A 14024-nucleotide genomic window follows, 5' to 3' on the forward strand; every position below is an offset into this window, starting at 1 on the left:
ACATCTCAGACCAACACACATATGAAGGAGGGCGCAAGCAGTGACTACACCAGATCGTACACGCGTCACCGTAGAGATCTACGGGACTTCTTATAAATTGGTGGGCAGCAGTGCCGACTATATGAAAAAGATCGCCGCTTACGTCGATGAGCGGATGAACGCCATTTCCAAAAACCACGCCCGGCTCGATACGATGAAGCTTGCCGTGCTGACAGCCGTACATATGGCCGAGGAAGCCCTTCAGGTGAACGAGCTTCAAAACGAGGTCAAAATGCTGACCGGCGAAAGAAGCGAGCTGCGGAGCGAGCTGGCGAAGCTCCATACGCTCCGCGCGGAGCAGCAGGAGCTTTACGAAAAGCTTAGGGAAGAACATCATGCAAGCGTCAAGGAAAAGGAGGAGCTTCGCAAGCAGTGGGAAACCGAGCAGGCGGAGCTGAAGAAGCAGCTGGAAGACACGAAAACCTCGCTTGGCGCGGAACTGCAGAAAACCCGGGCTTCGCTCGGCAAAGAGCTGGAGGAAGCGCGCGCTTTGCTCAAGAAGGAAACGGAAATGAAGGAAACCCTGCAGCGGAAGGAGAAGCAGGCGGCCGAGCAGTACCAAAGAGACCGGCAATCGCTCGAAGCGCGGCATAAAACGGCGGTCCAGGAGCTTGAGAAGAGGCATGCCGCGGCGCTTCAAGCGGCGCAGCAGAAACAGCAGGAGCTGCTCAAAACCGCCGAAGACAAACATCTGGCCGCATTAAAGGAAGCCCGCGACAAGCATGAGGCTTCCCTGCGCGAGGCGGAGCAAAAACATCAGGCGGCCATCGATGGCTTAAACAAGCAATTGAGCGAGCTTCGGGAAGGAAACGCCCAGCTGCAAGGGAAGCTCCGCAGTCTGCAAGAGGAGCTGCAGCAATCGAAAAACGCGTATGCCAAGCTGCAGGAGCAGCACCAGGCTGCGCTGAAGAAGGAAGAGGTCTCCCAGACCGAGCTGAAGACGCTCAGGGAGCAGCAGGTTCGGCTGAACGGTCAGATCAACCGTCTCAAAGAAGAAGCGGCGCTTTCGGAAGAGGAGCATCGCCGGATGCAAAAACTTCTTGAAGAATACGGCGCATCCGCCCAGAAGCAGAAAGCGGAGCTTGAGAAGCTGGCTGCCGAGGCAGCCTCTTGGCGCAGCCAAGCCGACAAGCAAAAAGAAGAAATCGGTGATTTGGAACTCCGTCTGCTGGAGGCGGGAGAGCAGAACGATACGCTGGAAGCGGGCATGAAATCGCTCCATGACGAACTGAGCGTTCTGAAGGAGCAGCTCGCGGAGGAAATCCGGAAGGCGGAATCGGCAGAGCGGAACTACGAGGAGCAGCAGGCCCGGCTGGAACAGCAGCAGCGGCAGATCGAATACCAGAACCAAAAGCTCGAGGACCTGGACGAAACGCTGCAGCTGCAGGAACTGTCGATCGAGGAGCAGCAGGAGCTTCTTGCGGCCAAGGAGCTGCAGCTCCGGGAACGGCAGGAGCAGCTGGATTCGAGCCATGGGCTGATCGAGAAGCTTCAGCAGTCGCTGAGCGAGCAAAACGGCGTTCGGCAGCAGCTTGAGCGGGATCTTCAAGAAAGCGAAGCCCGGTACGGGGAGCTTCAGCAGTCGCTGAAGGAGAAGGAAGATCAATACATCGAACTTCAACGGACGCTGGAAGAAAGCGAAGGTCGATATAAGCAGCTTCAGGAGACGCTGGCGGAGAACGAAGCCCGGTACGAACAGCTTCGCCAGACGTTGAAGGAGAAGGAAGAACAACATCGTGATCTTCAACGGAAGCTCGAGGAGGGTCAAACCGAAAGCGATCAGCTTCTGCAGATGCTGGAAGACAACGAAGCCCAATATAAACAGCTTCAGGAGACGCTGGCGGAGAACGAAGCCCGGTATGGTCAGCTTCGGCAGACTTTGAAGGAGAAGGAAGAACAATATCAGAATCTCCAACGGAAGCTCGAAGAGAACCAGTCCGAAAAGGATCGGCTTCTGCAGACGCTGGAGGAGAAGGAAGTCCGGCATGATCAGATTCAGCGGGCTTTAGACGAGAGCCAAGCCCAATCCGGGCGGCTCCAGCAGTCGCTTGAGGCAAGCCAAGCCGAGCGGGCTAACCTGCAGGCGGCATTGGAAGAACATGAAACGCGGCATGCCGCATTGGAGCAGACCGCGGCGCAGCAAGAAGCGTTGCTTGAACAGCTCCGGCAGTCGATCGAAGATAAAGAAGAGCAGTACCGGAAGCTGCAGCGCCAGCATGGCGAAACGCTGCAGCAGCACGAGGTGCTCAGGGACCAATACGACCAGCGCCTTCGCGAACTGGATGAGCTGCTGAACCAACTGGCCGACCTGGGCGAGCAGTGCGAGCGGCTGCAGAGCGAGCTTGAGGATCGCGAGGCGGCCTACCGGGATGCGAAACGCCAGGCCAACGATTTCAGGCAGAAACAGGGCGACATGGAACGGCTCTATCAGGAGCACTTGAAGCAGTACGAAAACCTGAAGCAGCAATATCAGGGCCTGCAAAAACAACATGAGGAACTGCAGCAAAAGGTTGCCGAAACGAAGCGGCAGCAGGAAGACACCGAAATCGAATACCTGCTGGTGCTGGAGGAAAAGGATGAGGCCGTCCGCAAGGTGGAAGAGCTGACGCGGATGCTGGACGACGCGGCCGACAGGGAAAACGAGCAGCGCGAACTGCTTCGCAGCAGCGAGCTGGCGATTCAGTCCTACCAGGAGAAGCTGGAAGAGATGATGAGTCGCGAGGAGCATTGGAACAGCAAAGAGCAGGAACTGAAAGCCGAACTTGCGGAATGGCAGCGCCAGATCGCCGCAGGGGAAGAACGGCTGGACCGCTTGCAGGACGAAAAGGAGCGCGCCGCCGCCGAGCTGCGCGAAGTCGGCGAAAGCTTTGAGCTCGTAGCCCATCAATATCGGCTCCTTCAAGCGGAGCTTGAACTCCAGAAGGAAAAAACGGAGGAACTGCAAAAAGAACACAGCTTGCTTCAGGATGAATATGCCAAGCTGCAAACGGAATATAACGAATGGATCGAATTGATCGAACAGGACCAAAGCTGATTGTTGCGATTTAAAAAGACGCAAATCCCCCTACAAACCGGGCAAGCAGGAACATCATCGTTGAAGTTCCTCCTTGCAGTTTTCGTAGGGGGATTTGCTTGAAGCCGTCGAACCGCCCAAGTCCCGCGAAACCAAACCTTTAAAGGCAGCGTTGGTTTTACGGGACCGTTTTGCGGCGTCTCCCGGCGCCTGGTTATTCGTCGACGACCACCTTGGCGATCATCGCGGTATGGCCGGCACCGCAAAATACCGAGCAGGTCATTTCGAACGTGCCGGTTTTTTGGGGCGTCACGACCTGGGATTTATGTTTATTGTCGAGCTGGAGTTCGAGACCCGGGATCAATACGCCGTGGGTGCCTTCCTCATTCTCGAACGTGATTTTGACGGGAACCCCTTTTTTGAGATGATATTCCTGTTTATCGAACGCATAATTGGTCGCTTTGATGACCAGTTCTTCGCTCGGGGCGACGCCCGTTTCGGCGACACCGCTGTCTTGCGACGAAGCATTTTTGTTCTTCTCCCCGCAAGCGGCAAGGACCAGGAGAAGCGTGCAGGAAAGAACCAAAGCAATGGCCTTTTTCAAGATGGACCCTCCTCAAAGCATTAAATTTGAAGTAACGATTCTAGTAGTCATCATACCCCAAAAATGGAAGCGCGGAGCCATCGGCATTTGAATAATTGGTGAACTCGGCGCCGGTTGCCGCCCGTATCGAACGAATATCAGCCTGATTTTCAATATTTTTACAATTAAAGATGTATTTTGGCCTGACGGTAAGCTATAATGATAATCACGATTTCATTTGTTATTCCTTGCAAGATTTATTCTTTCCTAAAGAGTAGGGGATTGACTTTTTCATGGATGGGAACAATGTTCTTTTGGAGGATCGGTGGCACCGAAAAATATTAAATGCTTACTGGATTGTCATGGGGATGTTTCTCTTGGCGCAGGCCGTTTTTTTGCTGTTCGGCGGAATCCCGCCGGGCGTGGCTGAGAAAGGCGGCATGTTCTGGCCCCGGCTTTTGTGCTCCAACGGGCTAACCTTATTGCTGCTGGCGATGACGGAAACGTGGCTGCGGCGCTGGACGAAACATCATAAAAAAGCCATCGTGGCATGCGGGTTTTTGATCTCGTACCTGTTTTATTTCATTATGGAGCCGGCCGCGGACGGTTCTCAGGTGGCGCTTTTGCTTCCGGTGTTGATTTCGATCGTGTATTTCGACCGGAGAATGATGTACGGCTTCGGCATGTTTACGATACTGATGTACATTCCGATCTATTTTTTGCTGGAACGCCCGCTGTACGAGAAACCGATCCCGGAATTCATCCAGGTCGAAAGCGTGTTTGTGGTCTGCCTGATTTTCGGGAGAACCATTTTGATCCGGGTCAAGGAATTTTTCGCCTATTTGAAAACGGTAATGAAATCGGAACAGCAGCTGCTGGTCGAAAAAACCATTTCGGACAAGCTGCTCAAAATGGATGCGTTGACGGGACTTTACAATCATAAAACGTTTCATGAATACCTTGACGCTTTGCTGGAGCATTCGGAGAAATATCATTTGCCGCTGCAGCTGGCGATTATCGATATCGACGGTTTCAAAAAGGTCAACGATTCGTACGGGCAATGGGTCGGCGATCTGGTGCTGAAGCAAGTGGCGTCGACGATCACTTCCATCATGACGCCGAATGACTTCGCGGCCCGTTACGGCGGGGAAGAGTTTGCGGTCATTTTTGCGGATAAAACGCTGGCGGAGGGGAAGCGCATTACGGAAGAGCTGCGAAAAGAGATCGCCGTCGTCGAGCATTCCAACATGAAAGGCACTCCGGTCACCGTCAGCATCGGACTTTGCAATTACCAGCCGGGGGACGACAAGGAAACGTTGTTCCGCAAGGCCGACAGCGCTCTTTATCAAGCCAAGCGGACAGGTAAAAACAAAGTGGTGACGGTTTCCGATGCGATTCCGGCCGACTCGCCCCAAGGCAAGGTCGCTTCCATCTGAGCTTAGGGCCGGGCGAGACGAAAACACCCCTGTTCCATGGAACGGGGTGTTTTCGCTTGAGCGTTATTTACGGTCTTTGGCTGCGTTGAAGGCAGAAACCGGAATAAACAGGTCGATAATCCCGATCACGAGAGCGGCAAGGATCGCACCAAGGATGGTGACGCTGACGCCGCCAACGATGAATTGGGCGATGTAAATGACCAGCGCGCTGACGATAAATCCGACAATGCCCCGACCGAACGGCGTGACTCGTTTACCGAAGATTCCTTCAATGACCCAGCCAAGCAATGCGATGACCAGGGCCAACAGCAGGGCGCTCCAGAATCCACCCACGGAAAATTGCGGAACGATCCAGCCGACAATCATAAGCACAATCGCAGAAACGATAAATCGCACGACATGACCCAGAAAATGCATGCAATTGGCCTCCTTTGCGTAAAAGATACGTAATATGAATCCATTTCATAATGCGTCCTGTTTACGTTCATTAGGAAATGGGTTCTGTATGCATCGTTTATTGTATTCAATTTATAAAATGTTATGTACCGGGCTTGGCCGGATTTATTGGAAATCCGGAATCACCGTTTGACTTGCAAATAGCGAAGGCGCAGCCGTTTCGTATATAATAAGAGCGATATGGGGATTGCAGAATCGAGGCGGATGGAGAAGCTGTCGTTTCTGCCCATCCCGATGCATGAGAGGAGCAGTGAAATTTCTTGGACGATAAAATTTTGCATACATTGGAATACCGCAAGATTTTAAATACATGCGCCGGCTATACCCAGACCTCCATGGGCAAACAAATCACGGAAAACGTAAGGCCGGATACCGACCTTGAATCCGTCAAAAGGCTGCTGCAGGCCACGGATGAGGCGTATACCGTGGAACGGCTGAAAGGAACGCCGACCTTTGGCGGAATCAGCGACGTATCGGCGGCCCTGAAACGGGCCAAAATCGGCGGCACGCTGAATCCCCACGAGCTTCTGGCGATCAGCAACACGACATACGGGGCAAGACGCATCAAACGTTTTATTTCCCAAATGAATGAAGACGAGCCGCTTCCGCTGCTTGCGGGCATCAGCGAAAACATTTCGGAGCAAAAAGCGCTGGAAGACGCCATCAAAGCGTGCATATCGGATGAGGCGGAGGTGCTGGATACGGCGAGTCCCGAGCTGGCCCAGATCCGGCGCGAGCTGCGTTCCGGCGAAGTGCGCATCCGCGAGAAGCTGGATGACATGATCCGCTCCTCGTCCGTCGCGAAAATGCTGCAGGATCAGCTGGTTACGATCCGCGGCGACCGGTTCGTCATCCCAGTAAAAGCGGAATACCGCTCGTATTTCGGCGGGATCGTGCATGACCAATCCGGTTCGGGCGCGACCTTATTCATCGAACCGGAATCGATCGTGGCGATGAACAACAAACTTCGCGAGACCCGGATGAAGGAAGAACGGGAAATCGAAATTATTTTGCAGAAGCTGACGGCCAAAGTCGGGGAGGAAGCGGATTTGCTGCTGTTCGACCTGGATTTGGTCGGCCAGCTTGACTTTATTTTTGCGAAGGGCCGTCTGGCCCATGCCATGAAAGCTTCCAAGCCGATCATGAACGACCGGGGGTTCCTGAAGCTTCGCAAAGGGCGCCATCCGCTGATCGATATGGAAAAGGTCGTCCCGATCGACGTCGAGCTGGGGAACTCTTACACCTCGATCATCGTGACGGGACCGAATACCGGGGGCAAAACGGTCACGCTGAAAACGATCGGCTTGCTCAGCCTGATGGCGATGTCGGGGATGTTCGTGCCTGCCGAGGAAGGCAGCCAGCTTTGCGTCTTCGACGCCATTTACGCCGATATCGGGGATGAACAGAGCATCGAACAGAGCCTGAGTACCTTCTCAAGCCATATGACGAACATCATCCGCATTCTGAAAAACATGACGCCAAAAAGCCTGGTGCTGCTGGATGAGGTCGGCGCGGGCACCGACCCGGCGGAAGGTTCCGCGCTGGCGATCGCGATATTGGAGCACATTCACCGGACCGGCTGCCGCATGGTGGCAACGACGCATTACAGCGAGCTGAAGGCCTACGCCTATGAACGGAAATCCGTCATTAATGCCAGCATGGAATTCGACGTCAATACGCTCAGCCCGACCTACCGTTTGCTCGTAGGCGTGCCGGGACGAAGCAACGCGTTTGCGATCGCGGAACGGCTCGGGCTGCCGAACCCGATCCTCGATTTTGCGCGCGGCCAAGTCAATGAAGAGGATCAGCGCGTGGAGCATATGATCGCTTCCCTCGAGGAAAACCGCCTTGGCGCGGAAGTGGAGCGGGAGCAAGCCGAAAAGCTGCGACAGGAGATGGAGCAGCTGCGCACCCGGCATCAGCAGGAGCTGGAGAAGCTCGAGCAGCAGCGCGACCGCTACATCGAAAAAGCGCAGGCCGAGGCGAAAGAGGTCATTGCCAAAGCGAAACGCGAAGCCGAGGAGATCATCGGAGAGCTTCGGCAGCTCGCGAAAGAAGAAGGCGCTTCGGTCAAAGAGCATAAGCTGATCGCCGCGCGGAAAAGGCTTGAGGATGCCGAACCGCAGCAGCGCAAAAAATCGGGAGCGCGAAACCAGCCGAAAGCTCCGCGGAAAATCGAAGCGGGCGACGAGGTGATGGTGTACAGCCTGAATCAGAAAGGCCATGTCGTCGAGCTGGCCGGATCGAAGGAAGCCGTCGTGCAGCTCGGCATCATGAAGATGAAAGTCAGTCTGGACGACCTGGAGCTGGTTCAGACGCATGAAGCGGCAGCCAAGCAGGTTCAGCGCCAGGCAACGACCGTCAAACGGACCCGGGACGAGAATGTCCGGAGCGAGCTGGATTTGCGCGGCGCCAATCTCGAAGAGGCGTTGATCGAAGTCGACCGCTTCATCGACGAAGCTTTCCTGGGCAATTTGGGGCAGGTTTACCTGATCCATGGAAAAGGCACCGGCATCTTGCGGAAAGGGATTACGGATTATCTGCGCAGGCATAAACACGTCAAAAGCTTCCGTCTGGGCAACTATGGCGAAGGCGGAACCGGCGTGACGGTAGCGGAGCTGAAGTAAACGGCCGGCTGCTGCCGGCTGCGGCTGCGGGCAGATATGAAGGAGGCAGGACGATGAAAAACTGGGTAGATCAGATGCTTTCCCATCCGCTTGGGATTCTGATCGGTTATTTTTCGGTAGCCATATTGGGTTTGATCGTATTTTTGTACCTGTTCGAGCTGGTGGCCAAATATAATTGCTGGAACGAGATCAGCCGCGGCAATGTCGCGGCATCTCTGGCGACCGGCGGAAAAATTTTCGCCATCGGCAACGTGTTGAGGTACAGCATCGAGGCGAAAACCTCCATATACGATACGATGAAGTGGGCGTTTTTTGGTTTTGTTTTGCTGTTTGCGGCATATTTGCTGTTCGAGTTTTTGACTCCGGTGTTTTCGGTCGACGAGGAAATCCGGAAGGATAACCGCGCGGTAGGGATCATTTCCCTGCTGATCTCGGTATCCTTGTCTTACGTGATCGGCGCTTGCATTTATTAGGGGGATAACATGAAGAACCTGATAAGAATTTTATTCGTGGCCGCTTTAATCTTTTTTATCGTTGGCATCTATTATTTAATGAATCATTGAGGAGATGAATGGCAATGGAAACGACCGTTTGCCCTTGGTGCCAGACGGAGATCGTCTGGGACGAAGAAATTGGACCGGAAGATACCTGTCCGCACTGCCAGAACGAATTGAAAGGGTACCGTACGCTGAACATCCAGCTCGGCGACAAGGAAGAAGAACCCGAAGAGCAGGTGGATTGGGAAGACGAAGCCGATGAGGAGGACGCTGCGGCGTTTTGGGGGCAAGAGGATATGCGTCACAGTCTCCCTCCTTCCATCCGTACGCTGGATAAATTCGAAGAAAGCCACGACTTGATGAATTACGAGGAGACCGTGGAAAAGATGTTGGATGAACAGGAAGAAGTGCCCGAATGTCCGAAATGCCGCGATTACATGATTTTGGCCGGCACGCAGGAGGTGACGGGAGACGGCTTTAAGCCCGCGCAATATAGCGCCCTGAAATCCCCGGTCATTCAACCTCCTTTCCGGGTCAATATGTATATCTGCACCGGCTGCTTCCATGTCGAAACCAATTTGACCGAGGAAGACCGGCTGCGCATGGTGGATCATTTAAGCCGGGAAAAGGCCTGATCTGCAGCATCCGAATGGTCTGCAGCATCCGAATGGTTTGAAATTTTCAAAATGATATCCCTCCCTTTGGGGCATGTTAAGACCGAGCATGTCCGGCGATCCAAAGGGGGGACTTATGAAAACGACGGCACATTTGAACCGCCAATCGCTGCTTTTGCTGGCCGTGAACGGGTTGATCGTGTTGGCCGGAGCCCTTTCCGGCACGTTTTTGAATGTATACTTATGGAAAAGCAAGCAGGATTACGCGATGATCGGCTGGTTTACCGTCGCCCAGCAGGTGGCTGTCGGGCTTACCTTCTGGCTGGGCGGCAAATGGGTGAAAGAATACAACAAGATGAATGCCCTGCGTGCAGGCATCGTTCTTTCGGGTTTGTTTTATCTTTTCGTTTTATGGGCAGGCCCTCACGCCGTCCGGTGGATTTGGCCGCTGGGGCTGCTGCTCGGCATTGCGATGGGACTTTTCTGGCTTTCGTTTAACGTGGTGTATTTCGAAGTGACCGACCGGGCCAACCGCGATTTGTTCAACGGCTGGGTCGGGCTGCTCGGATCGGTGACCGGCATCGTCGGCCCTTGGTTCTCGGGGCTGCTGATTACATGGCTCAAAGGCGACCGCGGATACCGGGTCGTATTTACCATTTCGCTGGCGATTTACGGTCTCTGCGTCGTCTTAAGCTTTTTTCTGAAAAAGCGGAAAAACGGCAGCGGCTATCATTGGATGGAACCGATCGCGCAGCTGCGGAGCAAAGGAAATCCGTGGCGTCTGATGGCCCCCGGACTGATCGCGCAAGGGGTGCGCGAAGGCGTGTTCGCCTTTTTGATCGGCCTGCTCGTTTTCGTGGCGACGAAACAGGAGTCCAAGCTGGGACAGTTTACCCTCATCACGTCGGCCATCTCGCTCCTGACATACTGGCTTGCCGGAAAATGGTTCAAGCCCAAGTTCCGGAGCGCCGGGATGCTTGTCGGAGCGCTGCTGCTGTGGATCGTCATCGTCCCGCTGCTCTGGAAAACCGGCTACGGCACGCTGCTCGTGTTCGGGATCGGAACGTCCGTGTTTATGCCGCTGTACATTTTGCCGATGATATCGTCGGGGTTTGACCTGATGGGCACAAGCGACGAAACGGTGGAGAAACGGGTCGAGCTGGTCGTCCTGCGCGAGCTGAGCCTGATGGCCGGCCGGCTGCTGGGGACGTTTATTTTTATCGCCGTATTGATGGTGAGCAAGACGCCGCTGACCATTACGGTGCTGATGCTGGTCCTCGGCGCGTCGCCGATCGCCAGCTGGATATTCGTCCGCAAGCTGCTGAAGGCGGAGAAGTCGGCCGTAACCAACAAATAGCACATCCATTTGCCAACCCCCCGGGTAACGCTTAACCAGCGTCCCGGGGTTTTTTGTGCCTGTTCGGGATGATCCCCGCACAGTTGCCCGAATCGGCTGCGAATTCTGGCCCCATTTGTTGGGGCTATTTTTATTTTTTAAATTTAAGGTTGCTGTAAGGTTGGGATTAAAACGCTGTAAGGTTCGGGCTTTAAGATTAGGTTTGTGATCAACTCCTACATCCTGTAACGCATCTCGCATAGGGAACCCAAAATAAGTAGGCCAAAAAATGATTCATATAAGGAGAACACCAATGAAAACGATACTCCAAGCTAAACACGTCAACAAAACCTTTGGTACAAAAGGAAACCAATATACGGCGCTGCAAAACATCGACCTGAGCATCGAAGAAGGCGAATTCGTCGGCATCATGGGCCCTTCGGGCGCCGGCAAATCGACCTTGCTGAACATTTTCTCCACGATCGATACCCCGACGTCCGGGGAAATCACGATCGACGGGCAAAACATCGTCGCCATGAACGAAGAGAAGCTTTCCGATTTCCGCCGGAATAAACTCGGGTTTATTTTTCAGGATTACAACCTGCTCGATACGCTGACGGTCAAGGAAAACATTTTGCTTCCGCTGGCCCTGTCCAAGGTACCTGCGGCAGAGATCGAAAAGCGTGTGGAGGCCATCGCCGATACGTTCGGCATCCGTCAGATCCTCGATAAGTACCCGTACCATATTTCGGGCGGGCAAAAGCAGCGGGCGGCTGCATCGCGGGCGATCGTGGCGAATCCGAGCCTCATTTTGGCGGACGAACCGACCGGGGCGCTTGATTCGAAATCGGCGACCAGTCTGCTCGAAAGTTTAAGCAAGCTTAACCAGGGGAACCAAGCAACCATCCTGATGGTAACGCATGACGCTTATGCCGCGAGTTTCTGCAAGCGGGTCATTTTCATCAACGACGGACGGCTGTTCCGGGAGCTTCATAAGGACGGATTAACGCGGAAGGAGTTTTTCGGACGGATTCTCGAGGTGCTGGCTTCGCTCGGAGGTGAACATCATGACGCTGTTTAGGATCGCCGGGAAAAACATCCGGAAAAATTTCACCAACTATTTTCTTTATTTCGCATCGATGATTTTCAGCATCGTCATTTATTTTACTTTCGTGTCTTTGAAATACGACAATACCATTCAGTCGGCATCGGACGGATCGCAGAAAATCAGCTCGGCTTTCAGCGGGGCGGCGGTCGTGCTGATCGTGTTCGTGGCCATTTTCATCTGGTATTCGAATTCGTTTTTTACCCGCAAGCGCAAAAAAGAAGTCGGGCTGTATTCCTTGCTTGGCGTTCGCAAAAAACAGATCGGGCGGATGCTTTTTTACGAGAATTTCCTGATGGGCATTCTGGCCCTGATCGTCGGAATCTCGCTTGGATCGGTGCTCAGCCGGTTTTTCGTCATGATATTGATGAAGGTGATGGGTTATTCCGTTGTGGCGAATTTCTCCATTTCCCCGGCTGCAATCTTGAATACGTTCCTGGTGTTCATGATTATCACGCTGATCACGTCGGTCCAAGGCTATCGCCTGATCTATCGTTTCAAGCTGATCGAGCTGTTCCATGCGGATCAAGAGCACGAAAAGGAACCGAAGTCTTCCGTCCTGATCGCTTTGCTGTCCGTGATCCTGATCGGTTTCGGCTACTGGCTCGCGCTGCAAAACCTGGTCACGTCAAAAGCTTGGGCAACGCTTGGTTTTATGCTGACGCCGCTGGTCATTTTGATCACCGTCATTTTGGGCACGTATCTGCTGTTTAACACGTTGACCGTCACGCTGCTGAAGCTGTCGCGCAAAAACAAAAAAAGCTACTGGAAGGGCCTGAATTTGATCGGCACGTCCCAGCTTTTGTACCGGATGAAAGGGAATGCCCGCACGCTGACCGTCATTGCGGTGCTGAGCGCGACGACGCTGACGGCGGTGGGAACGGCGTACAGCTTGTACTACAACAACCGAATGAACGCGGAGATGGCGAATCCGAACAGCTTTACGTTTATCGGCGTGGATGGAAAAACAACCGCCAAGGCCGATCAGGCGATCGGGCAGGCTCCGGGCCATAAGGTACTCTACCACGAGTCCGTTCCTTTTCTTGAAGTGGATGCCGACACCTCCGGCCTGAAGCAAAACGCAGGTTCGAAGGAGCAAACGTACAGCGTGATTGCCAGCCGCGATTTTAACCGTTTGGCCAAACTGCAAGGCCGGGACGACTTCGTCAGCCTTGAAGGAAGCGAGGCCGCGGTGCTGGATCCGGCGTACATGGAGGGGATTTCCCCGGACTACGTGGGTTCGACGGTCAAGCTGCAGGGAAAAGGCATCAACGAAGCCATCCGGTTCAAAGCGCTCAAAGAGTACACCGTGTTGAACCTTGGAACGGTCTACTCGACCATCGTCGTCGGCGACGAGATGTTTGCGGCCCTTCAGCCGAAGGCCCAAACGACTACGATTGAAGCTTACGGCATTTCGCGCCAGGACAAGGCGAAGGAACTGACGAAGCAGCTTCAAAGCATCTTGCCGGAGAAAGCGGAGCTTTCGAGCTTTTACGACCAATATGCGCGAGGGATGGAATCCAGCGGCTTGCTGATGTTTATGGGCGGGTTTCTCGGTTTGGTTTTCCTGGCCGCGACAGGCAGCATCATTTATTTCAAACAGCTGACGGAAGCCAGCAGCGATAAAGCCCGTTATTTGATTTTGCATAAAATCGGCGTCAAAAAGAGGGAAATCCGCAAAACGGTAGCCAAGCAGGTCTTGTTTATTTTCGCGCTTCCGCTTGCTTTCGGCATCGCCCATTGCGCCGTCGCCCTGTCGGCTTTATCGAACCTGATGATGACCAGCCTGGTCGTTCCGGTCGTCAGCTGCATGGGAATCTATGTCTGCATCTACCTGATCTATTATTTCTTAACAGTGCATGCTTACTGCAAAATCGTTACCAATACAAAATAAGGAGTGAACGGGAATGAAAAAAGGGATTATCGCTTTGGCCGTCGTTTTGATCGTTCTGGTCGGGTTCATCGTATTCATCCAAAACGTGAATTTGAACCGGATCGGTGCGGAGCAATATTACGTGCAGATTAACCAAGACGGAAAGAAAATAGAAGAGAAGTCAAACAGTGGGGAGAAGTATGTTTCTTACGAATACACCCTGGAGGGGTTTGATGCTAACGGAAAGGAAAAAAGACTGACCTTTAGAGCATTCAAAGAACTGCGCAAAGACGCGTACCTGCGACTCTATGTAAAGGGGGATGGGGTCAGCTCCTACCAGGAGGTGCAGGCCGCAGAACTGCCCGAGGGGGCAAAACGGAAGCTGGAGACTGCCGGAAAATAGCGACCTGCGCCGCTTGAGAGCTTTCATATATATCAATCTTAT

General features: G+C 53.6%; 11 protein-coding genes. 9 read left to right on the forward strand and 2 right to left on the reverse strand.

Annotated features, from left to right (window positions below; all coding sequences use genetic code 11):
- Positions 1–40: 40 nt before the first annotated feature.
- Positions 41–3073, forward strand: a complete 3033-nt coding sequence (locus NYE48_RS06165; RefSeq protein WP_340997513.1) for a hypothetical protein — start codon at positions 41–43, stop codon at positions 3071–3073.
- A gap of 193 nt (positions 3074–3266) precedes the next feature.
- On the opposite strand, the gene NYE48_RS06170 is transcribed toward NYE48_RS06165, so the two are convergent.
- The gene (locus NYE48_RS06170) at positions 3267–3656 is read right to left on the reverse strand and encodes a cupredoxin domain-containing protein (protein WP_036708543.1); all 390 of its coding nucleotides are present in this window, start codon (positions 3654–3656) and stop codon (positions 3267–3269) included.
- 272 nt (positions 3657–3928) lie between these two features.
- On the opposite strand from NYE48_RS06170, the gene NYE48_RS06175 reads away from it, so the two are divergent.
- A complete protein-coding gene (locus NYE48_RS06175; RefSeq protein ID WP_340997514.1) occupies positions 3929–5071 on the forward strand; it encodes a GGDEF domain-containing protein in 1143 nt (380 codons plus the stop codon).
- A 63-nt stretch (positions 5072–5134) separates the two neighbouring features.
- Here the strand turns inward: NYE48_RS06175 and NYE48_RS06180 are convergent, their stop codons facing one another.
- Positions 5135–5488, reverse strand: coding sequence for a phage holin family protein (locus tag NYE48_RS06180; protein ID WP_081992225.1), 354 nt, complete (start codon positions 5486–5488; stop codon positions 5135–5137).
- A 299-nt stretch (positions 5489–5787) separates the two neighbouring features.
- Between NYE48_RS06180 and NYE48_RS06185 the strand changes: the two genes are divergently transcribed.
- The 7 genes from NYE48_RS06185 (at position 5788) to NYE48_RS06215 (ending at position 13982) form a co-directional block, all read left to right on the forward strand.
- The gene (locus tag NYE48_RS06185; protein ID WP_340997515.1) at positions 5788–8154 is read left to right on the forward strand and encodes an endonuclease MutS2; all 2367 of its coding nucleotides are present in this window, start codon (positions 5788–5790) and stop codon (positions 8152–8154) included.
- A gap of 53 nt (positions 8155–8207) precedes the next feature.
- Positions 8208–8627, forward strand: coding sequence for a DUF350 domain-containing protein (locus NYE48_RS06190; protein ID WP_340997517.1), 420 nt, complete (start codon positions 8208–8210; stop codon positions 8625–8627).
- Positions 8628–8731: 104 nt separating this feature from the next.
- Complete coding sequence (locus tag NYE48_RS06195) at positions 8732–9286, forward strand: hypothetical protein (RefSeq protein WP_340997519.1); 555 nt, start codon at positions 8732–8734, stop codon at positions 9284–9286.
- A gap of 115 nt (positions 9287–9401) precedes the next feature.
- Positions 9402–10622 (forward strand): MFS transporter, encoded by a 1221-nt coding sequence (locus NYE48_RS06200; RefSeq protein WP_036708557.1) that lies wholly within the window; start codon positions 9402–9404, stop codon positions 10620–10622.
- Positions 10623–10914: 292 nt separating this feature from the next.
- A complete protein-coding gene (locus NYE48_RS06205; protein WP_340997520.1) occupies positions 10915–11682 on the forward strand; it encodes an ABC transporter ATP-binding protein in 768 nt (255 codons plus the stop codon).
- Positions 11669–13600: an ABC transporter permease gene (locus NYE48_RS06210; RefSeq protein WP_340997522.1), complete on the forward strand. Its 1932-nt coding sequence runs from the start codon at positions 11669–11671 to the stop codon at positions 13598–13600. The genes NYE48_RS06205 and NYE48_RS06210 overlap by 14 nt, the downstream gene beginning before the upstream one ends.
- A gap of 13 nt (positions 13601–13613) precedes the next feature.
- A complete protein-coding gene (locus NYE48_RS06215) occupies positions 13614–13982 on the forward strand; it encodes a YxeA family protein (RefSeq protein ID WP_340997524.1) in 369 nt (122 codons plus the stop codon).
- The last annotated feature ends 42 nt before the right edge of the window (positions 13983–14024 follow it).

Source organism: Paenibacillus sp. FSL M7-1455 (assembly GCF_038004655.1).
GTDB lineage: Bacteria > Bacillota > Bacilli > Paenibacillales > Paenibacillaceae > Paenibacillus_AQ > Paenibacillus_AQ cookii.

What these genes read in the sequence shown, in the direction of transcription:
- NYE48_RS06195 (WP_340997519.1), top strand. Translation starts at nt 8,732, where the DNA reads ATGGAAACGACCGTTTGCCCTTGGTGCCAGACGGAGATCGTCTGGGAC.
- NYE48_RS06205 (WP_340997520.1), top strand. Translation starts at nt 10,915, where the DNA reads ATGAAAACGATACTCCAAGCTAAACACGTCAACAAAACCTTTGGTACA.
- NYE48_RS06210 (WP_340997522.1), top strand. Translation starts at nt 11,669, where the DNA reads ATGACGCTGTTTAGGATCGCCGGGAAAAACATCCGGAAAAATTTCACC.
- NYE48_RS06180 (WP_081992225.1), bottom strand. Translation starts at nt 5,488, where the DNA reads ATGCATTTTCTGGGTCATGTCGTGCGATTTATCGTTTCTGCGATTGTG.
- NYE48_RS06200 (WP_036708557.1), top strand. Translation starts at nt 9,402, where the DNA reads ATGAAAACGACGGCACATTTGAACCGCCAATCGCTGCTTTTGCTGGCC.
- NYE48_RS06190 (WP_340997517.1), top strand. Translation starts at nt 8,208, where the DNA reads ATGAAAAACTGGGTAGATCAGATGCTTTCCCATCCGCTTGGGATTCTG.
- NYE48_RS06215 (WP_340997524.1), top strand. Translation starts at nt 13,614, where the DNA reads ATGAAAAAAGGGATTATCGCTTTGGCCGTCGTTTTGATCGTTCTGGTC.
- NYE48_RS06175 (WP_340997514.1), top strand. Translation starts at nt 3,929, where the DNA reads ATGGATGGGAACAATGTTCTTTTGGAGGATCGGTGGCACCGAAAAATA.